This is a genomic window from Actinosynnema mirum DSM 43827, from assembly GCF_000023245.1.
Lineage (GTDB): Bacteria > Actinomycetota > Actinomycetes > Mycobacteriales > Pseudonocardiaceae > Actinosynnema > Actinosynnema mirum.
Window position 1 is genome coordinate 7614213 of sequence record NC_013093.1, and the last position, 23156, is coordinate 7637368.

23 protein-coding genes and 1 tRNA gene are annotated in these 23156 nt (G+C 72.9%); 14 read left to right on the forward strand and 10 right to left on the reverse strand.

All coding sequences use genetic code 11. The annotated features are described in order from the left end of the window. Positions 1 to 66: 66 nt before the first annotated feature. Positions 67 to 1287, reverse strand: coding sequence for an NADP-dependent isocitrate dehydrogenase (locus AMIR_RS32110; protein WP_015805162.1), 1221 nt, complete (start codon positions 1285 to 1287; stop codon positions 67 to 69). 139 nt (positions 1288 to 1426) lie between these two features. On the opposite strand from AMIR_RS32110, the gene AMIR_RS32115 reads away from it, so the two are divergent. Beyond that, a complete protein-coding gene (locus tag AMIR_RS32115) occupies positions 1427 to 2233 on the forward strand; it encodes a metal-dependent hydrolase (RefSeq protein ID WP_015805163.1) in 807 nt (268 codons plus the stop codon). Positions 2234 to 2333: 100 nt separating this feature from the next. Next, positions 2334 to 2813, forward strand: coding sequence for a hypothetical protein (locus AMIR_RS32120; protein ID WP_015805164.1), 480 nt, complete (start codon positions 2334 to 2336; stop codon positions 2811 to 2813). A 106-nt stretch (positions 2814 to 2919) separates the two neighbouring features. On the opposite strand, the gene AMIR_RS32125 is transcribed toward AMIR_RS32120, so the two are convergent. Then, positions 2920 to 2992 (reverse strand) — tRNA-OTHER (locus AMIR_RS32125). A gap of 70 nt (positions 2993 to 3062) precedes the next feature. On the opposite strand from AMIR_RS32125, the gene AMIR_RS32130 reads away from it, so the two are divergent. The 8 genes from AMIR_RS32130 (at position 3063) to AMIR_RS32165 (ending at position 10244) form a co-directional block, all read left to right on the forward strand. Continuing rightward, the gene (locus tag AMIR_RS32130; protein WP_041837172.1) at positions 3063 to 4175 is read left to right on the forward strand and encodes a J domain-containing protein; all 1113 of its coding nucleotides are present in this window, start codon (positions 3063 to 3065) and stop codon (positions 4173 to 4175) included. Between the two features lie 58 nt (positions 4176 to 4233). Further along, complete coding sequence (locus tag AMIR_RS32135) at positions 4234 to 5976, forward strand: serine/threonine-protein kinase (RefSeq protein ID WP_143760986.1); 1743 nt, start codon at positions 4234 to 4236, stop codon at positions 5974 to 5976. 273 nt (positions 5977 to 6249) lie between these two features. After that, positions 6250 to 6681 (forward strand): hypothetical protein, encoded by a 432-nt coding sequence (locus AMIR_RS32140; protein ID WP_015805168.1) that lies wholly within the window; start codon positions 6250 to 6252, stop codon positions 6679 to 6681. A 304-nt stretch (positions 6682 to 6985) separates the two neighbouring features. After that, positions 6986 to 7771, forward strand: a complete 786-nt coding sequence (locus AMIR_RS32145) for an ABC transporter permease (RefSeq protein WP_015805169.1) — start codon at positions 6986 to 6988, stop codon at positions 7769 to 7771. Continuing rightward, a complete protein-coding gene (locus AMIR_RS32150) occupies positions 7764 to 8561 on the forward strand; it encodes an ABC transporter permease (protein ID WP_015805170.1) in 798 nt (265 codons plus the stop codon). Before AMIR_RS32145 ends, AMIR_RS32150 begins: the two co-directional genes overlap by 8 nt. Beyond that, positions 8558 to 9511 carry an ABC transporter ATP-binding protein gene (locus AMIR_RS32155; RefSeq protein WP_015805171.1) on the forward strand — a complete coding sequence of 318 codons (954 nt, stop codon included), beginning with the start codon at positions 8558 to 8560 and terminating at the stop codon, positions 9509 to 9511. Before AMIR_RS32150 ends, AMIR_RS32155 begins: the two co-directional genes overlap by 4 nt. A 39-nt stretch (positions 9512 to 9550) precedes the next feature. Beyond that, the gene (locus AMIR_RS32160) at positions 9551 to 9946 is read left to right on the forward strand and encodes a bacteriophage spanin2 family protein (RefSeq protein WP_015805172.1); all 396 of its coding nucleotides are present in this window, start codon (positions 9551 to 9553) and stop codon (positions 9944 to 9946) included. A 106-nt stretch (positions 9947 to 10052) separates the two neighbouring features. Then, complete coding sequence (locus AMIR_RS32165) at positions 10053 to 10244, forward strand: DUF1918 domain-containing protein (RefSeq protein ID WP_015805173.1); 192 nt, start codon at positions 10053 to 10055, stop codon at positions 10242 to 10244. Here AMIR_RS32165 and AMIR_RS32170 read toward each other — a convergent pair. From AMIR_RS32170 to AMIR_RS32180, 3 genes are all read right to left on the reverse strand, one after another. Next, positions 10241 to 10972, reverse strand: coding sequence for a TetR/AcrR family transcriptional regulator (locus tag AMIR_RS32170; protein WP_015805174.1), 732 nt, complete (start codon positions 10970 to 10972; stop codon positions 10241 to 10243). The two genes, AMIR_RS32165 and AMIR_RS32170, sit on opposite strands and share 4 nt — an antisense overlap. Before the next feature lie 497 nt (positions 10973 to 11469). Further along, on the reverse strand, positions 11470 to 12264 hold the full coding sequence (locus AMIR_RS32175) for an inositol monophosphatase family protein (protein WP_015805175.1): 795 nt from the start codon (positions 12262 to 12264) through the stop codon (positions 11470 to 11472). 105 nt (positions 12265 to 12369) lie between these two features. Further along, positions 12370 to 13359 (reverse strand): malate dehydrogenase, encoded by a 990-nt coding sequence (locus AMIR_RS32180; protein ID WP_015805176.1) that lies wholly within the window; start codon positions 13357 to 13359, stop codon positions 12370 to 12372. Positions 13360 to 13518: 159 nt separating this feature from the next. Between AMIR_RS32180 and AMIR_RS32185 the strand changes: the two genes are divergently transcribed. Then, a complete protein-coding gene (locus AMIR_RS32185) occupies positions 13519 to 14133 on the forward strand; it encodes a pentapeptide repeat-containing protein (RefSeq protein WP_015805177.1) in 615 nt (204 codons plus the stop codon). A 58-nt stretch (positions 14134 to 14191) separates the two neighbouring features. On the opposite strand, the gene AMIR_RS43115 is transcribed toward AMIR_RS32185, so the two are convergent. The 3 genes from AMIR_RS43115 to AMIR_RS32200 form a co-directional block, all read right to left on the reverse strand. Further along, positions 14192 to 17809, reverse strand: a complete 3618-nt coding sequence (locus tag AMIR_RS43115) for a glycohydrolase toxin TNT-related protein (RefSeq protein ID WP_015805178.1) — start codon at positions 17807 to 17809, stop codon at positions 14192 to 14194. A gap of 81 nt (positions 17810 to 17890) precedes the next feature. Further along, on the reverse strand, positions 17891 to 19414 hold the full coding sequence (locus AMIR_RS32195; RefSeq protein ID WP_015805179.1) for a TNT domain-containing protein: 1524 nt from the start codon (positions 19412 to 19414) through the stop codon (positions 17891 to 17893). After that, positions 19411 to 19881, reverse strand: coding sequence for a hypothetical protein (locus AMIR_RS32200; RefSeq protein WP_015805180.1), 471 nt, complete (start codon positions 19879 to 19881; stop codon positions 19411 to 19413). The genes AMIR_RS32195 and AMIR_RS32200 overlap by 4 nt, the downstream gene beginning before the upstream one ends. 191 nt (positions 19882 to 20072) lie before the next feature. Here AMIR_RS32200 and AMIR_RS32205 point away from each other — a divergent pair, with 191 nt between their 5' ends. Genes AMIR_RS32205 through AMIR_RS32215 form a run of 3 tightly spaced genes read left to right on the forward strand, consistent with a single transcriptional unit; the run spans position 20073 to position 22259 of the window. Next, positions 20073 to 21065 (forward strand): DMT family transporter, encoded by a 993-nt coding sequence (locus AMIR_RS32205; protein ID WP_015805181.1) that lies wholly within the window; start codon positions 20073 to 20075, stop codon positions 21063 to 21065. A 16-nt stretch (positions 21066 to 21081) separates the two neighbouring features. Then, on the forward strand, positions 21082 to 21939 hold the full coding sequence (locus AMIR_RS32210) for a bifunctional methylenetetrahydrofolate dehydrogenase/methenyltetrahydrofolate cyclohydrolase (protein ID WP_187313464.1): 858 nt from the start codon (positions 21082 to 21084) through the stop codon (positions 21937 to 21939). Positions 21940 to 21959: 20 nt separating this feature from the next. Beyond that, the gene (locus tag AMIR_RS32215) at positions 21960 to 22259 is read left to right on the forward strand and encodes a DUF3017 domain-containing protein (RefSeq protein WP_015805183.1); all 300 of its coding nucleotides are present in this window, start codon (positions 21960 to 21962) and stop codon (positions 22257 to 22259) included. A 236-nt stretch (positions 22260 to 22495) separates the two neighbouring features. On the opposite strand, the gene AMIR_RS40790 is transcribed toward AMIR_RS32215, so the two are convergent. After that, the gene (locus tag AMIR_RS40790; protein WP_015805184.1) at positions 22496 to 22651 is read right to left on the reverse strand and encodes a hypothetical protein; all 156 of its coding nucleotides are present in this window, start codon (positions 22649 to 22651) and stop codon (positions 22496 to 22498) included. Next, positions 22651 to 22944, reverse strand: a complete 294-nt coding sequence (locus tag AMIR_RS32220; protein WP_041837175.1) for a hypothetical protein — start codon at positions 22942 to 22944, stop codon at positions 22651 to 22653. The genes AMIR_RS40790 and AMIR_RS32220 overlap by 1 nt, the downstream gene beginning before the upstream one ends. Between the last annotated feature and the right edge of the window lie 212 nt (positions 22945 to 23156).

The following is a 23156-nucleotide window of genomic DNA, read 5'->3' on the forward strand; positions in this document are numbered from 1 at the left end:
GAACCCCGGAAAACCCGGCGGGCCCGGCCGCCGAAGCGACCGGGCCCGCCGAGAAGACGTGCGGCCTCAGCCCGCCATCTTCTTCTGGAGGTTCTCGTCCAGCGTGGCGAGGAAGTCCTCCGTGGTCTGCCACTCCTGGTCACGACCGACCAGCAGCGCGAGGTCCTTCGTCATCTTGCCGCTCTCGACGGTCTCGATGATGACCTTCTCCAGCGTCTCCGCGAACCCGGTGACCTCGGGGGTCCCGTCGAGCTTGCCGCGGTGCTTAAGGCCACCGGTCCAGGCGAAGATCGACGCGATCGGGTTGGTGGAGGTCGGCTTGCCCGCCTGGTGCTGGCGGAAGTGCCGGGTGACGGTGCCGTGCGCGGCCTCGGCCTCGACGGTCTTGCCGTCCGGGGTCATCAGCACGGAGGTCATCAGGCCGAGCGACCCGAAGCCCTGCGCGACCGTGTCGGACTGCACGTCGCCGTCGTAGTTCTTGCACGCCCAGACGTAGCCGCCCTCCCACTTCATGGCCGCGGCGACCATGTCGTCGATGAGGCGGTGCTCGTAGGTGAGCCCCTTGGCGTCGAACTCGGCCTTGAACTCGGCCTCGAACACCTGCTGGAAGATGTCCTTGAAGGCGCCGTCGTACGCCTTGAGGATGGTGTTCTTGGTCGACATGTACACCGGGTAGTTCCGCTGCAGGCCGTACGAGAACGAGGCCCGCGCGAAGTCCTCGATGGACTTGTTGAAGTTGTACATGCCCATGGCCACGCCGCCGTCGGCGCCGTAGTTGGCGACGACGTGCTCGATCGGCGCGGAGCCGTCCTCGGGCGTGAAGGTCACGGTCAGCTTGCCCGCGCCGGGGACCTTGAAGTTCGTGGCCTTGTACTGGTCGCCGTGGGCGTGGCGGCCGATGATGATCGGCTTGGTCCAGCCGGGGACGAGCCGGGGGATGTTCGAGATGATGATCGGCTCGCGGAAGACCACGCCGCCGAGGATGTTGCGGATCGTGCCGTTGGGCGAGACCCACATCTTCTTGAGGCCGAACTCCTCCACCCGCGCCTCGTCCGGCGTGATGGTGGCGCACTTCACGCCCACGTTGTGCTTCTTGATCGCGTTGGCCGCGTCGATGGTGACCTGGTCGTCGGTGGCGTCCCGGTGCTCGATGCCCAGGTCGTAGTACTCGAGGTTGACGTCCAGGTACGGGTGGACCAGCTTGTCCTTGATGAACTGCCAGATGATCCTGGTCATCTCGTCGCCGTCGAGCTCGACGACAGTCCCCTGAACCTTGATCTTGCCCATACTCGGGTGCGCTCCTCTCGCGGCAATGCAAGCAGGACAAGCGTACTGCTATGTCATGCTGCGTGCGCCACTCACGGGTGAAAAAGGGATCGGGCATCACAATGCCTTAACCTCCAGTCACGATCTTGGAGGGGGCACCATGTCGACCGGACCCACGCACGCCATGAGCGGTCTGCTGGCTTGGGCGGCGGTGACCGCGCTCGCCGAGAACCATCCCATCGGACAGCTCTCGCCGCAGAGCTGGACGGTCGGCGCGGTGCTCGCCACCGGCGCCGCGCTGATGCCCGACATCGACCACCCGTCGTCCACGATCGCCCGCGCGTTCGGGCCGATCAGCCAGGGCCTGTCCGGGGCGCTGAACACCCTCAGCAGCTGGGTCTACAAGCTGACCAGGACCAAGCGGGACTCCAACCGCGAGGGCGGGCACCGGGCGCTGACCCACACGTTCGTGTTCGCGCTGCTGTGCGCGCTCGGCACGACGGCGGTGGTGCAGCAGTCGCAGAAGTGGGCGCTGCCGCTGCTGATGTTCGCGTTCGCGGGCCTGGCGGTGCGCGGGATCATGAAGGACTGGTCGAACAAGCACGACGCGCTGCTGATCACCGTGGTGTCGGCGGGCATCACCGCGCTGTGCGTGATGTGGACCGCGCAGACCGCCGCGAACGCCGCCGCGCTCGGCATCGCGGTGGCCGTGGGCTGCGTGGCGCACTACGTCGGCGACGCGATCACCGAGCAGGGCTGCCCGATGGCGTGGCCGATCCCGATCGCGGGCAAGACCTGGTACCCGATCGCGCCGCCGAAGATCATGCGGATGAAGACCGGCGGCGCGGTGGAGATGCGGATCGTCGGGCCCGCCGTGACCGTCGGCGCGGTGTGGCTGTCCCTGGCCGCGCTGCAGAACATCGGGATGCTGCCGTTCCTGGGCTCGTTCGACCTGCTGCCGGTCTAGCGCCCCTGATCCGGGCGGGGCGCGCGAACTCGCCCGGAAGGGGAATTTCGGCCATTCGTCGGATATCTGAACGTCACCCGATCGGACTAATCTGCGTCGCATGACCACGTGGCTCGGGGTGAACGCGGGACACGAGGACCCCGCGAGCGCCGAAAGCGCGGCGCTCGCGCTGCACGGCTCGCTGCTCTACGAGGCGGCGGTGGTGTGCGCGCACGACGTCGGGCCGCACTGGGCGCTGTCGTTCCGGCTGCCGAAGGCGCCGTCCGGGAACGTGGTGTCCACGCTGGTGGAGCGCGGGTCCGGGATCGCGCTGCACGAGGGCGGGGTGGAACGGGTCGCCGGGCCGTCCGAGCTGGTCGCGGGCGCGCTGCGGGCCGCGCTGGCGCACCGGGACCGGGTGGAGGGGACCGCGCTGCGCTTCCCAGGGCAGCGGGCGCTGCACGGGCGGTACGGGGTGGCGGACGTGCTGGCGTTCAGCGCGATCGAGGAGGTCCGGCCGCACGACGTGCGGAGCATCGAGGCGCGGGGGGACCTGCGGCCCCGGTTCAGCGGTGGGCGGCTGGTGCTGGACTGCTCTTGACCTGGCAACCCGCGCCCCCGGTCGCGGCGACCGGGGGTTCGCGGGAGTTGCCCACTCAGGCGGGGTTCCAGTGGTGGAGCCGCCTGATGCCGCTTCGCGGCACAAGCGAGCCGGACCGGATTCGAACCGGCGTCCTCCCCGCCAGGGCGGGGCGCGTCAACCGCTGCGCTACCAGGCTCTCACCGCACACCCTAGCCACGAGACGGACCTGTGGACACGGGATCGGCGCGGCGCAATAAGGTCTGCCCCGTGCGCGGGGTGGACTACTACGAGCTTCTGGGCGTCGAGCGCGAGGCCTCCTCGGCCGAGATCCGGTCCGCCTACCGGTCGCTGGCCAAGGTCATGCACCCGGACGCCGGTGGATCTTCGGGGGGCTTCCGAGCGCTGCAGGAGGCATATGACACCCTGCGCGACCCGGCTCGCCGCCGGGCCTACGACCGGGGGTGGGCGCACCCGCGCTCCGGGCCCCGGTCCGGTTCCGCGACCCGGCCGCCAAGATCGGGACGGGCGCCCTGGAACCGCCCGTTCGGCGACGATCCCGACTTCGTACCTCCGAAGCCCGACGTCGACCCGGACGACCTCGGCTGGTGGCGGCTGGTCGACACCGGGCAGCGCGTCCGGTACGCCCCGGTCGCCTCGCCGGGCCACGCGCCCGCCCTCACCGCGCTGTGCGCCTGGTTCTTCCTGCTCCTCCCCGTGTTCGCGCTCGACCTGTCCCCGCTGGGCCTGGTGGTGTGGCTGGCGATGGTCGCCGCCGCAGCCGCCTGGGCGTTCCGGCTGGTGCGCCGCTACCTGGCCGCGACCCGCACGGACCGGGCGTTCGCGGCCGAGGTCGACACCGAGGTGGTGCGCGGCGAGGTGGACGACGAGCGGGTGTGCGAGCGGCTGACCGCCGACCTGCTCTCCGAGTACCTGACCCGGCTGCCCGGCGCCCGCGTGTTCCACGGCCTGGCCTGGCCGGACTCGGTGTTCGTCGACATCGACCACGCCGTGCTGTGCGGGCGGCGGCTGGTGCTGGTCGAGTCCAAGTCCTGGCTGCCCGGCCACTACCAGACCGGGGACGACGGGTCGCTGTGGCGCAACGGCCACCTGTTCCGGGGCGGTGGCACGCGGCTGCCGCGCGGGCTCGCCGAGTACCGGGCCCTGCTGCCGCACCTGGAGGTGCGGGCGGTGCTGCTGGTGTACCCGAGCCGGGCGGGCGAGGTCACCGTCGACCCGACCGACGGGGCGCTGGTGCCGCCGATGACGCCCGAGGTGTTCCTGGACGAGGTCGGCGCGTGGCTGGCCGAGGACCCCGCCGTCGTCGACCGGGAGGCGCTGCGCGCGATCGTCGACCTGGTGTGCGAGTCGACCGCCGCCTGAACCCCGCGGCTGCCTGAACCCGCCCGTGGCTGTCGGACCTCCGGGTTACAGTCCGCCCGTGCAGTTGCCGGGACTGACCGACATGACCCCGCTGGGCCAGGGCGGCTTCGCCACCGTGTACCGGGCGCGCCAGGTGCAGCTCGACCGCGAGGTCGCGGTCAAGGTGGACCACCGCGTGCTGCGGACCGAGCGCGACCGGCGGCGCTTCCTGCGGGAGGCGCACGCCGCCGCGCGCCTGTCCGGGCACCCGCACGTGGTGTCCGTGCACGACGCGAACTTCACCGCCGAGGGCACCCCGTACCTGGTGATGGAGCTGTGCACCGGCGGAACGCTCGGCGACCTGCTGCGCGCCAACGGCCCGCTGGACGGCGACCGGGTGCGCAGGCTCGGCGTGCAGCTCGCGGACGCGCTGGCCGCCGCGCACGGCGAGGGCGTGCTGCACCGCGACCTCAAGCCCGGCAACGTGCTGCTCGACCGGTACGGCACCGCCAAGATCGCCGACTTCGGCCTGGCCGCGCTGCTGGACGCCGACGGCGCGTCGTCGGTGACGCGGGACGCGCTGAGCCCCAGCTACGCGCCGCCGGAGGCGTTCGCGATGGTGCCGCCCACGGCGGCGGGCGACGTCTACTCGCTGGCGGCGACCCTGTACGACCTGCTGGCGGGCAGGCCGCCGAGACCGGTGCCGTGGCCGATCGAGTCGTTCGACCACCTCGGCGAGGTGCTGCGCACCCCGGTCGAGCGCGTGCCCGGCTGCCCGGACGACCTGCACGCGGCGCTGGTGCGCGCCCTGGAACCGGACGCCGCCTACCGCACCTCCAGCGCGGCCCAGTTCCGCGACGAGCTGGACCGCGGCCCGCTGCCGTCCCCGTTCTCCGCCCCGACCACCCCGGCGGGCGCCCCACCGCCCGCCCAGGGCGGCCCCCAGGCCACGCCGGGCCAGGGCACGCCCCAGCTCTCCTGGCCACGCGCCTCAGGCCCGGCCCAGGCCCCACCCGGCACACCCCCGCACGGCACGCCACCCCCGCACCCGCAGCCGACCCCACCCGGCGGCTTCCCCCAGAACCAGGGCTCGGGCCCGCAGGGCTCGTTCCCACCCGGCTTCTTCCCACCCGGCCAGGTCCTGTCCCCGCTCCCCCACGGCGCCCAGTCGCACCCCGCCCAGCCGCACTCGGGCCCGCCCCACCCCGGTCAGCACTCGGGTCCCCAGCAGCACTCCGGCCCACCGCAGTACGTCGTCATCCAGCAACCACCCCGCCGAGCCTGGCCACTGATCCTGGGGGTCGTGCTCGCCCTCGTCCTGGTCTCCGGCGCCACCTGGCTGATCGCCTCCCAGCGCACCCAGCAGTCCACCTCCTCCGGCAGCGGCCAGAACGGCCCGGTGACGTCCTCCGACTCCGCCGGGTCCGACGACGACCTGCCGCCCCCGCGCACGAAGCCCTGCGACACCGGCTACTGCGTCGCCGAGCAGACCTGCTACGCCGGACTGGTGCAGATCGGCGGCATGGCCGCCACCGCCCGGATGCTCGGCGACTGCGCGAACGAGCACTACTGGGAGGCGTTCGCGGGCACCTGGCTGTCCGGGTCGATCCCGCAGGTCGCCTCCGAGGAGCTGCTCCAGGCCCCCGAGGTCGCGAACGTGTGCACCGCGACCGCGATGAAGGCCAACACCCGCGCGGGCGTGGACACCACCGGCTGGGAGATCTCCGCGGTCGCCAAGTCCGACGGCGACCGCAACTACGTGCACTGCCTGGCGGGCAGGCAGGAGGGTGGCGTGGTCACCACCAGCGCGTTCGGCTCCTGAGCGCGACCGCCCCACCCGGCCCCCTCCCCGCTGGGCCGGGTGGATCATCGGGTTGCGCCCGCTCTCGTAGGCTTGGCCCATGAAGACCGTCCTGCCCCACCCGGCGCGGGGGGAGAACCGGAATGCGGCGCGGCGAGCGCCCGCAGGTCCGGTGCGCCCGCGCACAGCCCGCCGAACCGACTGGCGCGCGGACGGGGCCCCCGGCGGGTCGGCGGGCTCGCCCGCGACGGCGTTCACACACCCCGTGCCCACCACCCCCGTGGCGGTGCGGCCGTGAGCGACGCGAACGACTGGACCTGGATCAGGCTGGTGGCGCTCCAGCACGTCTCCGACGGCGCGCTGCCCGCCCGCCGCAGGATCGCCTGGGGCGCGGTCGGCCTGGCCGCCTCCTACGGCGCCGAGCGGTACAGCCACCGCCGCACCCCCTCCGTGGTGGAGCGCTTCACCCTGCGCGGCCACCTGCTGGAGCTGGGCGCGGAGACCCCGGACCACCTGGCAGCCGACGTGCTGTCGGAGACCGCGATGACCGCCGAGGAGGCCGCCGAGCGCGCGGCGACGGCCGCGCTGCCGAGGTCCGAGGTGAAGGTGCTGCGCGAGCACCGGAGCATCACCGCCGTGCTCGACGCGGTGGCACCGCTGGTCGACGACGCCGACCTGCGCGAGCGCGCCCGGCGCTGGGTCGAGGTGCGGGCCGCGCTGCCGTAGGCGCGACCGCCCCGGCTCCGGTTCGCTCGGGGAGCGCTCCCGACCGAACCGGAGCCGGCTACAACTTCCGATTGCAACCTCACCCGTACGGGACTCACCCGTCAGGTGGACTAATTCCCCGCGTGTTCACACCGCGTCGTCACCTCACCTGTCCCAGCGCGGAACACTGCGGTTCCCCACACCCCGCACAGGCATCATCACCCGTCTCCCGCAAGGCTTTTCACAGATATCGCTCATCCCGTCCCCGGTTCGGAGCAAGCGGCGGCTGTTCCACCCCAAAGGGGGCCGGCGAGTGCATAGGGTCATGAGGGTGCGCGCTTACGCCCGATTAGCGCTGGCCGGTTTCCGCCGCTACTCCACCTACCGGCGAGCAACCTTCGCGGGGATCGCCGCGAACGTGATGTTCGGCCTGCTCAGAACCGCCGTGCTCACGGCGGCGATCGCCCCCGTCGGCCACGGCGGGGGCTACGACACGACGGCGACCACGACGTACGTGTGGCTCGGGCAGGGCCTGATGGCGTTCGTGGTCCTGTGGGGCGACAGCACGCTCTCCGACCGCATCCGCACCGGCAACATCGTGGTCGACCTGTACCGCCCGTGGCACCTGCAGGCGGCGCTGTTCGCCCAGGACGTCGGCCGAGCCTGCCACGCCGCGCTGGCCCGGCTGCTGCCGCCGGTCGCGGTGGGCGCGCTGTTCTTCCCGTTCCGCTGGCCCGCCCCGGAACTGCTGCCGGTGTTCGCGGTCAGCGCGGCGCTGGGCCTGGTGGTGAGCTTCAACATCCGGTTCATGATCAACTGCACCGCGTTCTGGCTGCTGGACAACCGGGGCCTGCTCAGCGTCTACGGCGTGGTCATCCCGCTGCTGTCCGGCCTGGCCGTCCCGCTGGCCTTCCTGCCCGAGTGGGGCAGGGACCTGCTGTGGTCGACCCCGTTCCCGGCGATCCTCCAGGCCCCCGTGGACGTGTTCCTCGGCGTCGGGTCGCCGTGGCTGCTGCTGAGCCACCAGCTCGTGTCCGCGATCGGCACGAGCGCGCTGGGCCACCTGGTGCTGCGCACCGCCGTGCACCGGGTGGTGGTGCAGGGTGGGTGAGCCGATCTACCCGAGGCTCGTGGGCGCCCGGCTGCGCGGGCAGATGTCCTACCGGGTCTCGTTCGCGCTGGAGTGCGTCGCCCAGGCGGGCGGGCAGCTGGTCGAGCTGGTCGTGATCCTGGTGCTGTTCACCAGGATCACCGACCTCGGCGGGTTCACCGTGCACGAGGTGCTGCTGGTGTACGCCCTGTCCAGCACGGCCTTCGGCATCGCCGACCTGACCGCGGGCCAGCTCGACGAGCTGCCGGTCTACCTGCGGGACGGCACGTTCGACGCGCTGCTCACCAGACCGCTGGGCACGCTGCCGCAGCTGATGGTGTCCGACATCCGGCTGCGCAGGTTCGGCCGGGTCGCGAGCGGCGTGGGGGTGACGGTGTACGCGCTGCTGCACAACGACATCGACTGGACGCCGTGGCTCCTGCTGCTGGCCGTCACCACCCCGCTGTGCGGTGCGGTGATCTTCGGTTCGGTGTGGGTGGCGGCGAGCGCCGTGTCGTTCTGGTTCATCGAGGGCCAGGAGGTCGCGAACACCGTCACGCACGGCGGCAACGCCTTCGCCGCCTACCCCATCACCATCTACGGCCCCGCGCTGCGCAGGGCGATGGCGTTCGCGCTGCCGTTCGCGTTCATCGCGTACTACCCGGCCCTGGCGCTGCTGGGCCGCCCCGACCCGCTGGGCGGTCCCGGTTGGCTCGGCTGGATCTCACCGCTGATCGCGGTCGCGAGCGCCAGCGCAGCCGGGCTGGTGTGGCGCTTCGCGGTCCGCCACTACCGGGGGACAGGATCATGATCGAGGCGCGCGAGCTGTGCCGGGAGTTCACGCTCTCCCGCAAGATCGGCCGGTTCCGGCGGGAGCGGCGGGTCGTCACCGCCGTGGCCGGGGTCAGCTTCGACATCGCCGAGGGCGAGGCCGTCGGCTACGTCGGGCCCAACGGGGCGGGCAAGTCCACCACCATCAAGATGATCACCGGAATCCTGGTGCCGACGTCCGGCCGGGTGCTGGTGTCCGGCCTGGACCCGACCAGGAGCAGGCGCGAGGTGGCCAGGCGGCTGGGCGTGGTGTTCGGCCAGCGCACCCAGCTGTGGTGGGACCTGCCCCTGGTGGACAGCTTCGAGCTGCTGCGCGCCATCTACCGGGTGGACGCGCGCAGCTACGCGCGCAGGCTGGCCGAGTGCGCCGACCTGCTGGACCTCGGCCCGTTCCTGGACACGCCGGTGCGGCAGCTCTCGCTCGGGCAGCGGATGCGCGGCGAGATCACCGCGGCCCTGCTGCACGACCCGGAGCTGCTGGTGCTGGACGAGCCGACGATCGGGCTGGACCTGGAGTCGAAGGAGCGGCTGCGCGAGTTCCTGGCCGAGCTGAACGCCAAGCGCGGCACGACGCTCCTGCTGACCACGCACGACCTGGACGACATCGAGCGCCTGTGCCACCGGCTGGTCGTGATCGACCGCGGCACGGTGCTGGCCGACGGCCCGCTGAAGTACCTGCGGCACGAGGTCAGCCCGGAGCGGGTGCTGGTCGTGGAGCTGGCCGCGCCCGCGGACCTGGCCGGGCTGCCCGGCGTCGCGTCGGTCTCGGTCGAGCAGGGCGGGCTGCGGCAGCGGCTGGCGTTCCGGCGCGCCGACACCACGGCGGCGGCGCTGATCGCCGAGGTCGCGACGCGGGCCGAGGTGCACGACCTGGTCGTGGAGGAGCCGGAGATCGGAGAAGTGATCCGGCGGCTCTACGCGCGCCGGTAGAGTCGGACGAAACGGACGATCCTGAGACGGGGTACCACCATGCGCGCACGACGCACCGCCGTGACGTTCCTGCTGGCGCTCGGCGTGATCGGGTCGCTGTCGGCCTGCGAGAGCGTGCAGCAGGCCAACGAGGCCGTGAACGACGCGAGCCAGGCGCTGGACAAGGTGACCTTGTGCACCGAGGCGCTGGCGCTGGCCGGGTTCACCCCGGACGCGACCGACCCGCAGAAGGCGCTGGAGGAGACGCAGAAGAAGGCCGAGGAGCTGGGGGCGCTGGCCGACAAGTCCGCCGACACCACGCTGCGCGAGGCCATCGAGGGCGTCTCCACGACCATGGAACAGGTCACCCTGCAGGACCTGAGCCCGTCGTCGATCGCCGAGTGGTCGCAGGAGAAGCTGGACCGGGTGGCCAGGCTGACGTCCGCCTGCGCGTGACCGCACGTCCGCCCGGCCGACCGCCACCGCGCCCCTGACCAGCGCGATCTTGCACTTGGCGGTACTTTCGGGAGCTGTCCGATCGGATCGCGCCGGAGGTGGGCGGATGCACGCGACAGTGGGCGACGAACTTCAGGTCCAGGGGCACGTGGTCGGTATCCAGGAGCGGATCGGCAAGATCGTGGAGGTGCGGGGTCCCGAGGGGGCCCCGCCCTACCTGGTCCGCTTCGAGGACGGCCACGAGGGCTTGGTCTACCCCGGCCCGGACTGCCTGGTCCGTCCCAGGCCAGGCGACTAGCCGCCGGAGACCAGCGACTCGACCTCGGCCCCGTACAGCAGGGCCGGGTCGAACCCCATCGCCCCGAACTGCCCGGAGACCTCGAGGCTGAGCACCCCGTGCAGCCGGGTCCAGGCCCGCAACGCGGTCAACGGCACGGAGGAGGGCATCTCCCCACCTCCCCGAGCCGCGACCCACCCGGCCAGCTGAACGTCCAACTCGGACTCCCCACCAGCACCCCCAGCCCCGTTCACCTCATCGGCCCGCACCCGACCGACGGTCGCACCCCCCACGTTTTTCACGCTCCGCTCACCGTGCACCTGCCGGAACACCAGCAGGAACGCACTCATGGCCCGATGAGCGGTGACCAACGTGTCCTCGGGCGCCCGATATCCGGGAACCGGCGTCCCGTACAGCAGCAGGTACCGGTGCGGCTGAGCCAACGCCCACCCCCGCAACTCCCCCGCGAAGTGCCGGAACCGCGCCGCGCCACCCAGCTCGACGGTGGCGGCGACAGCAGCGTCCGCAAGCGCGGCGACATCCGCGTACGCGTCCCGGATGAGGTCCGTCAGCAGGTCTTCACGACTGCTGAAGTACCGGTAGAGCGCAGGCCCGGTGATCCCCATCCGCTTGGCGATGGCGTTGACCGACACCCCCTCGACGCCCAACGCCGCAAGCTGCTCCAACGCGATCCGCTTGGCCTCTTCCCGCGTCTCGGCGCGATAGCGCTCACGACGGGCTTGCACCACGGGGCATCACCACCTTCCACCTGACGGGCCACCCAAGACCCTGTTCCACCGCACCCCACCCAACCACCGCACCCCACCCCGAGCAGCCTCGCGGACTGCGGGTCGAGCAGCCTCGCGGGCTGCAGGGCGAGCAGCCTCGCGGACTGCGGGTCGAGCAGCCTCGCGGGCTGCAGGGCGAGCGCAGCGAGCCCGCAGCCGCCCACTCCCGCGTCCCTCTTCTCCGTTTGGCCTGGCGAAGCCCGAGCGCAGGTGTCAAGATGCCGCCGCATTATGCGGCAGACCGGGGTGCCAAACGGCGTCTTGACGCCTGTGCTTGCCTGAAAGGAGGCCGAACGGAGAAGAGGGACCCCGCCCACCGCAGTGGTAAACGAGACCACCACCCCAACAGTCACCGGCCGGCAGAGCCCGTGTCCCCTCTTTTTTGGAGGTCTGCCCCGCCGGCGAGGCGTGCCCTTCAGCTCTTGACTTCACATCTCTTGACTTTCAACCTTCCACCCTCACCCAAGGATCGTGCTGATCAGCTCATCCCCCAGCTCAGGCGTGGCAGCGGCGATCCCCGACCACCTCCGCGTCAAATCCAAGTCGAACTCCAACGGCCGCCCCCGCAAGTCCAACAAAACCCCACCAGCCGCAGGCACCGTAACCAACGCCGCGATCAAATCCATCAACCGATGCGTATCCGACCCTGGATCGGCGAACGCGTCCACCGCCCCCTCGGCCACAAAAGCCGTCTCCAAACAAGTCGTGCACAGAACCCGAATCCGATCAGCCCGGTTGGCAACCCGCATCCAGGCTTCCTCAGTCCCGCGCTTGGGCCGCAGCAAACACACCGAAGCCCCGTCCAACGACGTCCGCCCGGTGGTCCGGAACGCCGCGGCCTCCCCCACCCGAGCCCCCCAGGCCCGCCCGGTGTCGAACCACACCGTCAACGCCTCAACCGGCTCCGAGTCCAGCACCAGCGCACCCGCGTAGCACGACAACGGCACCCCCAGCGCCGCGTTGGCCGACCCGTCCACCGGGTCGATGCACAACGTCGCCGCGGACCCGTTGTCGACGAACCCGGCCTCCTCCGACAGCAGGTTCACCCCGACCTCGACGCAAGCCTCCAGGATCGCGTCCTCCACGATCCGGTCCACCCGCATGGTCGGCGTCCCGTCCGCCCCGAGCGCGACCTCCTCCCGCAACTCCAACCGGGTGTACCGCCCCCTGGCTTCGCCGTAGGCGCGCGCGGCGGCCCGCGCGGTCGCCGCCAGCGCGGGGTGGGTACCAACAGGGATCTGGGCTTCAGGCACAGGCCAAGGAGTCGTCACACCCCCAACATGCCACGGGGAGGGGCCGCCACAAGCGACCCCTCCCCGTGTTTCACCGCGCTCTCACCAGCGGCTCAGCTCACCGGCTCAGATCAGCCCGAGGGCCTTGACCGCGTCGCGCTCCTCGACCAGCTCCGCCACGGAGGCGTCGATCCGGGCCCGCGAGAACTCGTTGATCTCCAGCCCCTGGACGATCGAGTACTTCCCGTCCTTGACCGTCACCGGGAACGAGGAGATCAGCCCCTCGGGCACCCCGTACGACCCGTCCGACGGAATCGCCATCGACACCCAGTCGCCCTCAGCCGTCCCGTTCACCCAGTCGTGGATGTGGTTCAGCGCGGCGTTCGCAGCCGACGCCGCCGAGGACGCGCCCCGAGCCTCGATGATCGCGGCGCCGCGCTTGGCCACGGTCGGGATGAAGTCGTTCTCCAGCCACGCCTGGTCGTTCACGGCCTCGGCGGCGTTCTTGCCCGCCACCTCCGCGTTGAACAGGTCGGGGTACTGGGTGGCCGAGTGGTTGCCCCAGATCGTGAGCTTCTTGATGTCGTCCACCGACACGCCGAGCTTCTTCGCGAGCTGCGAGAGCGCCCGGTTGTGGTCGAGGCGGGTCATGGCGGTGAACCGCTCGGCCGGGACGTCCGGCGCGTGCTGCTGGGCGATCAGGGCGTTGGTGTTGGCCGGGTTGCCGACCACCAGGACGCGCACGTCGTCCGCCGCGCCCGCGTTGATCGCCTCGCCCTGGGGCTTGAAGATGCCGCCGTTGGCCTGGAGCAGGTCGCCGCGCTCCATCCCCTTCGTGCGGGGGCGGGCGCCCACGAGCAGGGCGACGTTGACGCCGTCGAACGCCTTGGTGGCGTCGTCGGTGATGTCGATGCCGTCCAGGAGCGGGAACGCGCAGTCGTCCAGCTCCATCGCGGTGCCCTCGGCGGCCTTCACGGCCTGCGGGATCTCCAGCAGCCGCAAGCGCACCGGGACGTCGGGACCCAGCAGGTGGCCGGAGGCGATGCGGAACAGCAGGGCGTAGCCGATCTGGCCGGCCGCGCCGGTAACGGTGACGTTCACGGGCGTGCGGGTCATGGAGCCTTCCCGAAAGACGGATGCGGGCTTCAGTCCTCGGGGTCGACCACTAGGCAGGCAGGCCTGTCAGCGGCGGTCTCTACTCCGGGACCGCGCACCGGGCGGGGTTGCCCGGTGGTCCGGAGGTTACCAACCAACGGGCCGTGCGAGGGTGTGACAGTGGACAACCCGGAGATCGAACTGGAGCAGGTCGTCGGCGCGGACTACGCCGACGCCGTGCTGTACGAGCAGGTGTGGGAGCGGAAGTCGTTCGTGGGCTGCGACTTCTCCGAGGCGGACATGCGCGGCCTGGTGACCAGGGGCTGCACGTTCACCGACTGCAAGTTCACCCGCACCGACCTCGGCGACTCCCGGCACACCACCTCGGCGTTCCGCTCCTGCCGCTTCGACCGCGCGGTGCTCGGCGGGGCCGAGTTCACCTCCTGCTCGCTGCTCGGGTCGATGTTCGTCGACTGCTCGATGCGGCCGATCACCATCACCGAGACCGACCTGACCCTGGTGAGCCTCAGCGGCGCGGTCCTCCCCAAGGCCTCGCTGGCCGGTCTGCGGATGCGCGAGGCGAACCTGGAGTCCGCGAACCTCACCGGCGCCGACCTGCGCGGGGCCGACCTGTCCGGGGCGCGGCTGACCGGGACGAAGCTGGTGGACGCCGACCTGCGCGGGGCGCGGCTGGACGCGAACGGGCTGGTGCAGGGCGTGCTGCGCGGGGCGAAGGTCGACCTCGACACCGCCGTGGCCTTCGCCGCCGCGCACGGGTTGCTGGTGCGGTCCTGAAACGCCGAGGGGCCGGGACCGCAGTGGTCCCGGCCCCTCGGCCGCTCTCACCCCGCCGTCAGTGGACGGGCGCCTCCTGGTCCGCGACCTCGACCAGCACGCCGTCGGCGAGCATGTCGTCGATCGTCCTGGGCAGCAGGTAGGCCGTGCCGCCACCGGGCTGCTCGAACCACGCCACGGCGGTCCCGGTCAGCACCTCGACGCTGCGCCGCAGCCGGTACGCCCGGTACGGCCGGTTGATCCACGACGGCACCAGCGACCGGTGCGGGAACGGCGTCCCGATCTTGTAGACCAGGTTGCCCTCCCCGCTGCCGTACCGGTCGACCTCGGTGCCCGCGGGCAGCTCGACCATCTGCTTGTGCCGGAACAGCGTCAGCGGCGGCTCGCCGTTCATCGGGTTGATCGGCCACGCCCGAACCGCGGCGGCCGGGGCCGGGGACGCGGCGGGCGCGGGCTTCGGCGGGGTCGCCTCGGCCTGCGGCTCGACCGGCCGAGGGGGCGGCGGCGGTCCGGGCCGGAACCCGTTGCCCGCCATCGGCGGCCGGGGCTGCTGCGGCGGCTGCTGGCGGCCGGGCGGGATCGGCGGTCGCGGCGCGCGCATCCCCGCCATCACCAGCTTGCCGACCAGGAACGACCCGGCGTCCTCGACCTTGTCGAACGTCGACGGGTGCGCGAGGCCCTGGTCGTACCAGCCGACCACCCAGCGGCGCCCGTCGAACCGGAGCACCCACGTGCGGTCGACCTGGTCGTCGCCGATCAGGTAGGCCGTGGGCGGCACGTTCAGCTCGGCCAGCGTCTGGCGCAGGCCGCGCAGGTGGTCGTTCTCGTCCGGCGTGACGCCCCGCGCCGGTTCGGCCCGGCGGTCCTCGAACTCCGAGGAGTCGAGGGGCGTGGGCGTGGTCCGGGAGTCGTCCTCGAACCGAGGCTCCTCAACCCGCTCACTGCCCCGCGCGTCAGCCCGCTCATCGAGCCTCTCACCGACCCGCGCATCGGACCGCTCATCGACCCGCTCGTCCGGCCGCTCGTCCGGCCGCTCGTCCGCGAGCAGGGCGACGGGGTCGATGTGCTGGGTGGCCTGCGGCCCGGCCAGCGGCTTCCCGGACCGGACCGGCTCGGCGTCGAACCCGCCGTCCTCGTCCTCGAACCGCCCGGCCTCCTCGAACCGCCCAGCTTCCTCGAACCGCTCCGGGCTCGTCGCCTCGAACCGCTCGGGCCGGGTCGCCTCGAACCGGTCCGGCTCGACCGCGTCGAACCTGTCCGACTTGGTCACCTCGAACCGCTCCGGCTCCGTGGCCTCGAACCGCTCGCGCTCGGCGGCGTCGAACCGCTCCGGCTCGGTGGCGTTGAACCGCTCCGGCTCCATGGCCTCGAACCGCTCCGGCTCGGTGGCGGTGAACAGCTCGGGCTCGGGCGCGTCGAACCGCTCGGGGCTCGTGGCCTCGAACCGCTCGGACTTGGTCGCCTCGAAGTGCTCGGGCTCGGCGGTCTCGAACCGATCGGCCTCGGCCCGGTCGAACCGCTCCGGGCTGGTCGCCTCGAACCGGTCCGGCGTGGTGGCCTCGAACCGGTCAGGCCCGGTCGCCGAGAACGGCTCGGGACGCTCGTCCTCGAACCGCTCCTCGTGCCGCCGCTCGTCCTCCCGGTCACCGTCCCGGTCGTCGAACCGCTCGGACTCGACCTCGGGCTCGACCTCGGCCCGCGCGTCCTCGTGCTCCTCGTCCTGGTCACGCGGGCCGTCACCGGGCCCACCACCCAGAACCACCGGGGCCATGTACTGCGTGGCCTGCGCCGACTCGTACCGGGCCACCTCCTCTGAGGCGCGCTCCTCAGAGACGCGCTCCTCAGGCTCGTCGTCCTCAGGCCGGACGTCGTCCTCCTCGGCCTCCTCGGCCGCAGCGCCCCGGATGTCGCTCGGCTTCAGCGCACCGAGCCCCAGCTCGTCCACCTCGTGGTCACGCGCGTGCTCGTCGTCCCGACGCTCCTCGGGCCGACGCTCCTCGGGCTCACCGACGGGCTCGTCGACGGGCTCCTCGGCCTCGTCCCGCACGTCGCGCCCGAGCGGGGCGTCGTCCTCCGGCTCCTCGACCCGCGCCGCGCTCGCACCGGCAGCAGGCTGCTCGGGCTCGTCGACGGGCTCCTCGCCGAACGGGTTCCAGGCCTTGGTGCTCTCCTCGGCCTTCTCCCGCTCGTAGGAACCGGGCGCGAAGAGATCCATGCCGTCCACGTAGGACTCGCGCTGGTGCCGATCGTCGGCGACCGGCCCCTCCTCCTCGAACGTGACCCGGTAGGGCGGCCCACCCGTCCCGTAGTTGATGTTCTGCTGCTTGACCTCCTCGAAGGTCAGCACCCGATCACCACCACGGGCCCCAGGCTGCCCAGCACCCGCCTGCCCAACGCCCGCCTGCCCGGCGCCCTGCGGTCCAGCGCCCGGCTGCCCAGGCCCAACCTGTCCAGGCTGTCCAGGACCGGACTGCCCGACGGCCTCCCGGCCACCGTCACCAGCCCCGACCCCAGCCCCAGCCCCGACCCCGCCGTCCTTGCCACCCTTCGCACCCGACACCTCGGGCCGGGGCGCGACCGTCGTGGCCTGCTCCTGCAGCGCCGACGCCACCGGCTTGACCTGCACCGGCGTCTTCGGCAGCGGCGTCCCCTGCGGCGCGGCGGCGGCCCCGAGGGTCACCGCGGCGGCCTGCCTGGTCTCCTCCGCCACCTCCGGCAGCACGAAGTCGTGCGCCCGGACCCACGACACCAGCTCGGCCTCGGGCGGAACCCCGTAGCCACGCAGGTAGTACGCGACCGCGGCGGGCCAGATCCACGTGCCGTCCGTCTGGAACGCCACCGGCACGACCTGCGGCACGTCCGGGTCGAGCACGTCCGCGTCGAACCCGCGCCCGGCGACCACGACGGGCGCCCGGTCCAGGTAGTTCAGCAGCAGCTCGCGGTCCGCGTCGGACACCGGTGGCCGGTTGACCGTGGGCCGCCCGCCCGCGCCCGCGCCGTCGAACACGCGGGTGCTGCGGAACCGCTGCCCACCGGACCGCGCCTCACCACCGGCAGGCGCGCGATCACCACCGGGCGCCCGGTCACCGGCGGGAGCGGCAGCAGACGCGCCAGCCCTTCCACCAGCACCAGCCCCAGCACCAGCGGCGGCAGCAGCAGGCTTGCCAGCCCCCTGCGCCCCACCGGGAGCCCCCTGCGGCGCACCCGGCGCCCCGGCCCCGGCTCCAACCCCACCGGCGTCCTTGACCCTGCGCCGCAGCCACTCCGGCGTGTTCTCGTCGGTGCGCGGGAAGAAGCGCACCTCGTCCAGGTAGGCCTGCTGCGGCGGCGGGTTCTGCCAGGAGGGCTCGGCGCGGTCGAAGTCGAGGTTGTAGCTCGACGGGTGGTCGAGCTGGTAGCGCGCGTTGGACCAGCTCCCCCGGCCCTCCCGGTACATGCCCGCGCGCAGGCGCGCGAAGAGCTGCGCCACCTCCTGCGGTGGCGACCAGGTGCGCGCGGAACCGTCGGCCCCGCGGACCTCGGCGGCCAGCTCGAAGTACCGACCGGTCGCGCGGTAGTCCGCGGTGACGTGCCGCCACTCCTCAGGCGCGGCGCGCATCAGGGTGAGGCCGATCTGCTTGACCAGCGCGTCCTGCTCGGTCGGGTTCAACGGCTTGGGCTCGGACACGTGCACCATCTTCCCCCGCGACGCCCGGTGCGCGCACGGCCCCCCGTTGCACCGAACGGAGTAACCCGTGCGGTGCCGGGGGCCTCGGGCTCACGACTGGGGTGGCGCGGACGTCGGTCCGAACACCTCCACGAGGCTCCCGTCGTGCAAGAAGTCCCGCACCGAACGGGCGAGGAAGAACCCCGAGCCGCCGCCGACCTGCTCGAACCACGGGACCGCGACGCCGCGCAGCGCCGGGATGGGCCGCTGCACCCGGTACGAGTGGTACGGCCGCTCGTAGAACTCCTTCGGCAGCGAGCGGTTGATGTTCGGGGTCCTGGCCGCGTACACCAGGTTCCCGTTCTCGGCCCCGTGCCGGTCCACCTCGGTCCCGGCGGGAAGCAGCACCGGCTCGTGGTCGCGGAACAGCGACAGCGGCGGCTCGTCCGGCATCGGCTGGATGCCCGCGACCGTCCGGACCGGACCGGTCGCCGGGCCCTGCGCGTCGCGGAGCCTGGCCGCGCGCGCCGAGTCCTGCCCGTCGTCCCAGAGCAGCTGGCCCAGCAGCGCCCGAGCCGCGTCGACCGCGTGCCGGTGCACGACCGGCCTGCCCTGCGGTCCGCGCGAGGCGTCCCAGAACTGGACCTGCCAGCCCCGCTCGCCGGGCGCGGGCTCGATCACCAGCGCGTCCGGCTTGGGCTCGACGATCGAGTACTCGCCCGGCGCGACCCCGTAGTGGTCGAGCCTGGCGCGCAGGTGCTCCAGGGCGCGCTGGTCGGCGTCCGAGATGCCGCGCGGGCGGTGCGGCGGCACCGGGGCCCCCGGCGTCCGCCCGCTCGCCACGGCGGCGGCCCGCTCGCGCGCGGCCTCGTCCACCTCGGGCACCCGGTAGCCGTTGTCCCTGATGTGCTGGACGAGCTGCGGCAGCACCGGCACGCCGTGCTCGCGCAGGTAGTACGCGGACCCGGCGGCCCACACCCACGTGCCGTCGCTGTGGAAGCCCATCGGCACCGGGGCCGAGCGGGCCGGGTCGAGCGCGTCCGAGCCGTCGCCGGGCGCGGGCAGCACGACCGGCGCGGACTCCAGGTAGGCGAGCACGTCGTCGCGCTCCTGCGGGTGCACGGCGGGCCTGCGCTCGAACGTCGGCGTGCCCTGCCCGTCGACCCCGTCGAACAGCGGCGCGGCGTGCACCGGCGCGGGCTCGGGCAGCCCGGCCCGCTCGCGCAGCCAGCCGGGGATCTCCGACTCGGCGCGCGGGTGCAGCGCCAGCTCCTCCACGTGGTGGCGCTCCGGCGGGCGGTGCGTCCACGCGGGCTCGGAGTCCCAGTCCTGCTCGGCCGAGTACTCGCCGGGGTGGGTCAGCCGCAGGCGCAGCGCGAACCAGGCCCCGTGGACCGGGTCGGCCATGCCCTCGCGCAGGTGCAGCAGGAGCGGCAGGGCCTCCTCGGGCAGCTCCCAGTCGGACTCCCGGCCGTGCAGGTCCAGCAGCGAGGTGGTCGACTCGACGTGGCCGCCCATCACCCGCACCTCCAGCAGCAGCCGCTCCCAGTCGCCGGGCAGCCGGTGGGCGAGCAGCGCGGCCACCGAGTCGAGCACGGCGCCCTGGTCGTCGGCCGTGAACAGCGGGCCGGTCATGCTCTCTGCTCCTCGTCGTGGGCCTGCGCGAGGCGGTCGCGCAGCCAGTCCGGCAGGTAGGCCTCGTCGCGGGGGAAGGCTTCCAGGTCGCGGGCGTGGTGCGCGGCCGGGACCTCCGGGTCCCACTTCGGGTCGTGGTCGAAGTTGTAGCCGACGTGGATCTCCGCGGGGGCGTTCACCGCGCAGCGCGCCGAGAACCAGGTGCCCCGGCCGGGGACGTGGACGAGCTGCCGCAGCTCGGCGAACGCGTCGGCCACCCCCTCGGGCACGGCGAGCCCGAGCGACCGGCCGTCCGCCAGGTAGGCGGTGGCGGTCAGGTCGCGCGCGGCGACGCTGATCCGCACGACCAGGTCGACGCGCAGGAACCCCTCGGGCGCGACGCCCAGCAGCGCCTCGCCGATCACCTGCACCAGCTCCCGATGCCGCTCCTCGGCCCCGTCCGGACCGGAGGACTGCGTCGTGGTCATTCGGGCAACTCCCGTAAGCGCGAAAGTGGCGATCACCCGACCGTACCCAAGACACCGCCGTCGCACGTGGACATCCGCACCACGACATCCACCGCGGCTCACCGCGCCGCCCCCGACCGCGCACACTGCCCCCGGCGCGCTTCTCCCCCGCCCCCGCCCCTCCCCCTCACCCGAGCAGCAGAGGACCACCAGTGCCAGCACCCGACCACCGCTCCCCCGCCGACCAGCCCCCCACCCCCTCGTCAGCCGAACCCGTGCGCGCCGGGCTGCGGGCGCTGGGGGCGCTGATCTCGTTCGCGGGCGGCCTGTTCCTCGCGGTCCAGGGCCGGATCAACGGCGAGCTGGGCCGCGCGCTCGGCGACGGCTTCCTCGCCGCGCTGGTCTCGTTCGGCGGCGGGCTGCTGCTGCTCCTGCTCGCGGTCCCCACGACCCGCCGGGGCCGGGAGGGCCTGGCCCGGTTGCGCTCGGCGCTGCGCGAGGGCCGCATCCGGTGGTGGCAGTGCGTGGGCGGGGCGTGCGGCGCGTTCCTGGTGTCCACGCAGGGCCTGACCGTGAGCGTGCTCGGCGTCGCCCTGTTCACCGTGGCCGTGGTCGCCGCGCAGACCGTGAGCAGCCTGTTCGTGGACCGCGCGGGCATCGGCCCCGCCGGTCCGCGCCCGCTGACGACGCCCAGGGTCGCGGGGGCGGCGCTGGCCGTGGCGGCCGTGGTGGTGGCCGTGTCGGACGACCTCGGCACGCCCGCGAACCTGTGGCCCGCGCTGCTGCCCGCGCTCGCGGGGATCGGGCTCGGCTGGCAGCAGGCGGTCAACGGCCTGGTGCGCGAGGCGTCGCGGAGCACGCCGGTGACCACGATGGTGAACTTCCTGACCGGCACGGTGGTGCTGCTCGTGGTGTGCGCGGTGGACCTCGCGCTGAGCGGCGCGCCCACCACCGCGCCGGGTGAGCCGTGGCTGTACGTCGGCGGCGCGCTGGGCATCGTGACGATCAGCACGGCGGTGCTCGCGGTGCGCTGGACCGGCGTGCTGCTGCTCGGGATGTCCCAGGTGGCGGGGCAGCTGGTGGGGGCGCTCGCGGTCGACGTGGTGGTACCCACCGCAGGTCAGCCGCTCGCGGCGGTGACCGTCGTCGGCACCGCGCTCACCCTGCTGGCGGTGGTGGTCGCCGCGCTCCCGAGCCGGGGGTGATGCGAAGATGGGCGGTGTGACGGCGACGACCCTCAACGGCAGGGCAACCAGGGATGCGATCTTCGAAGACCTGCGCACGCGGGTGGCCGCGCTGGCCGAACGCGGTGTGACGCCCGGCCTGGCGACCGTGCTCGTCGGCGACGACCCCGGCTCGCACTCCTACGTGAAGGGCAAGCACTCGGCGTGCGCGAAGGTCGGCATCACGTCGATCCGCCGCGACCTGCCCGCGGACACCACGCAGGAGCAGCTCGAAGCCGTCATCGACGAGCTGAACGCCGACCCGGCCTGCACCGCGTACATCGTGCAGCTGCCGCTCCCCAAGCACCTCAACGCGAACGCGGTCCTGGAGCGGATCGACCCGGCGAAGGACGGCGACGGCCTGCACCCGGTGAACCTGGGCAAGCTCGTGCTCGGCGACGAGGCCCCGCTGCCCGCCACGCCGCGCGGCGTGGTGGAGCTGCTGCGGCGCTACGACGTGCCGCTGGCGGGCGCGAACGTCACGGTGGTCGGGCGCGGCGTGACGGTCGGCAGGCCGATCGGGCTGCTGCTGACCAGGCGCAGCGAGAACGCCACGGTGACCCTGTGCCACACCGGCACGAAGGACCTGGCGGCCGAGGTGCGGCGCGCCGACGTGGTCGTCGCGGGTGCGGGCAGCCCCGGTCTGATCACCGCTGACATGATCAAGCCGGGTGCCGCCGTGGTCGACGTCGGCATCACCCGCACCGAGCAGGGCCTCGTGGGCGACGTCCACCCGGACGTCGCCGAGGTGGCCGGGTTCCTGGCCCCCATCCCCGGCGGTGCGGGTCCGATGACCATCGCGATGTTGCTGACCAACACGGTCGAGGCGGCCGAGCGCGGCCTCGACGCGGTCTGAATGGTGGAACGGTGGAGTTGATGCCGCAACAGGGCTGGCGGGGGGCGGCGGGTCAGCACCTGCCGTTCGCGCTGGTGCTCGGGGTGACGCTGGTCGGTCTGGTCCGCATCCTGCAGTACAACTGGCGCGAGGGCGTGGTGCTGATCGGCGTCGCGCTGCTGATCGCGGCGGTGCTGCGGGTGCTCGTGAGCGACGCGCAGGCGGGGCTGATCGCGATCCGGGGGCGCGGCGTGGACGCGCTGCTGTACTCGGCGATGGGGCTCGCGGTGATCGTCGTGGCGATGACCATCACCGGCGGCCCGCTGGACCGGGCCTGGTAGTGGTGCCGCGGGCGGGCCTCCGGGCGGGGCCTGCGGGGGTTCTCCCGGTGGCGGGGCGGATCTGATCCGCCCCGCCACCGGCGTTGTGGCGGGGTTTTGGGGTTGTCGGGGTTCGACGGCGCAGCCGAGGCTGACGTCCGCCCCGAGCCCGGCGGGCGCCGCTGAGGTCCAGCGGACGCGGTCGCCGGGACCCTGCCGTGCTGGTCGTGCTGGTCTCGGTGCTCGTCGCCGCTCGGTCACACGAGGTCGTCGGGCGCCCGGCGGGGCAGTGGGACGAGCAGCGGGGTCCAGCCGAAGCTGTGGTGGTACGCGGGTTCGCTGTCCTTCTCGTCCACCTCGTGGGCGGCCCACCAGTCGGCGAGACCGCGGAAGTCGTCGGAGGAAGCCGACATCAGCCGTAAACCCCTTCCACTGCCCACTTTCCGCCGGTGCGGATCAGCAGGAACGCCAGTTGTCCCCCATCGGCCGCCACGCCGACGACCTGCAGGTGCGCCGCCAGGACGACGGCCTGCTCGTCCCACCACCGCTCCCCGGCGGGCCAGGGCCCGGCCCAGGAGACGACCTCGCGCACCGTCCCCCCGTGCACGAGACGGCTCGGAGGCACGGTCAGCTCGGCGTCCCCGGTGATCCCGACGTCACCACCCGCCCCGTCGACGAGCGTCGCGGGCTCGGGCTCCGCGAGCACCGTCGCCGGTGACGCCGAGAGTAGCCAGACGGGGCTGCGCGGTCCGCGTTCTGAGACGAAGGTCCGATCGCGGGCGAGCACCCGGTCAGCGCGGGCCAGCGCTCGGGAACGCGCCGGATCGACGCGGCACGAGCCGACAGCTCCCGACCGATCACCGGAACCCGGACCGGACGCAGATCCGGACGCCGCCCGATCGCCGTGGGTTGGATTGG

Excerpts from the sequence above, each read along its gene's own strand:
- AMIR_RS32145 (WP_015805169.1), top strand. The coding sequence starts at position 6,986 with ATGAGGGTGCGCGCTTACGCCCGATTAGCGCTGGCCGGTTTCCGCCGC.
- AMIR_RS32195 (WP_015805179.1), bottom strand. The coding sequence starts at position 19,414 with ATGACCGGCCCGCTGTTCACGGCCGACGACCAGGGCGCCGTGCTCGAC.
- AMIR_RS32160 (WP_015805172.1), top strand. The coding sequence starts at position 9,551 with ATGCGCGCACGACGCACCGCCGTGACGTTCCTGCTGGCGCTCGGCGTG.
- AMIR_RS32200 (WP_015805180.1), bottom strand. The coding sequence starts at position 19,881 with ATGACCACGACGCAGTCCTCCGGTCCGGACGGGGCCGAGGAGCGGCAT.
- AMIR_RS43115 (WP_015805178.1), bottom strand. The coding sequence starts at position 17,809 with ATGGTGCACGTGTCCGAGCCCAAGCCGTTGAACCCGACCGAGCAGGAC.
- AMIR_RS40790 (WP_015805184.1), bottom strand. The coding sequence starts at position 22,651 with ATGTCGGCTTCCTCCGACGACTTCCGCGGTCTCGCCGACTGGTGGGCC.
- AMIR_RS32155 (WP_015805171.1), top strand. The coding sequence starts at position 8,558 with ATGATCGAGGCGCGCGAGCTGTGCCGGGAGTTCACGCTCTCCCGCAAG.
- AMIR_RS32120 (WP_015805164.1), top strand. The coding sequence starts at position 2,334 with ATGACCACGTGGCTCGGGGTGAACGCGGGACACGAGGACCCCGCGAGC.
- AMIR_RS32115 (WP_015805163.1), top strand. The coding sequence starts at position 1,427 with ATGTCGACCGGACCCACGCACGCCATGAGCGGTCTGCTGGCTTGGGCG.
- AMIR_RS32110 (WP_015805162.1), bottom strand. The coding sequence starts at position 1,287 with ATGGGCAAGATCAAGGTTCAGGGGACTGTCGTCGAGCTCGACGGCGAC.
- AMIR_RS32215 (WP_015805183.1), top strand. The coding sequence starts at position 21,960 with ATGCCGCAACAGGGCTGGCGGGGGGCGGCGGGTCAGCACCTGCCGTTC.
- AMIR_RS32165 (WP_015805173.1), top strand. The coding sequence starts at position 10,053 with ATGCACGCGACAGTGGGCGACGAACTTCAGGTCCAGGGGCACGTGGTC.
- AMIR_RS32180 (WP_015805176.1), bottom strand. The coding sequence starts at position 13,359 with ATGACCCGCACGCCCGTGAACGTCACCGTTACCGGCGCGGCCGGCCAG.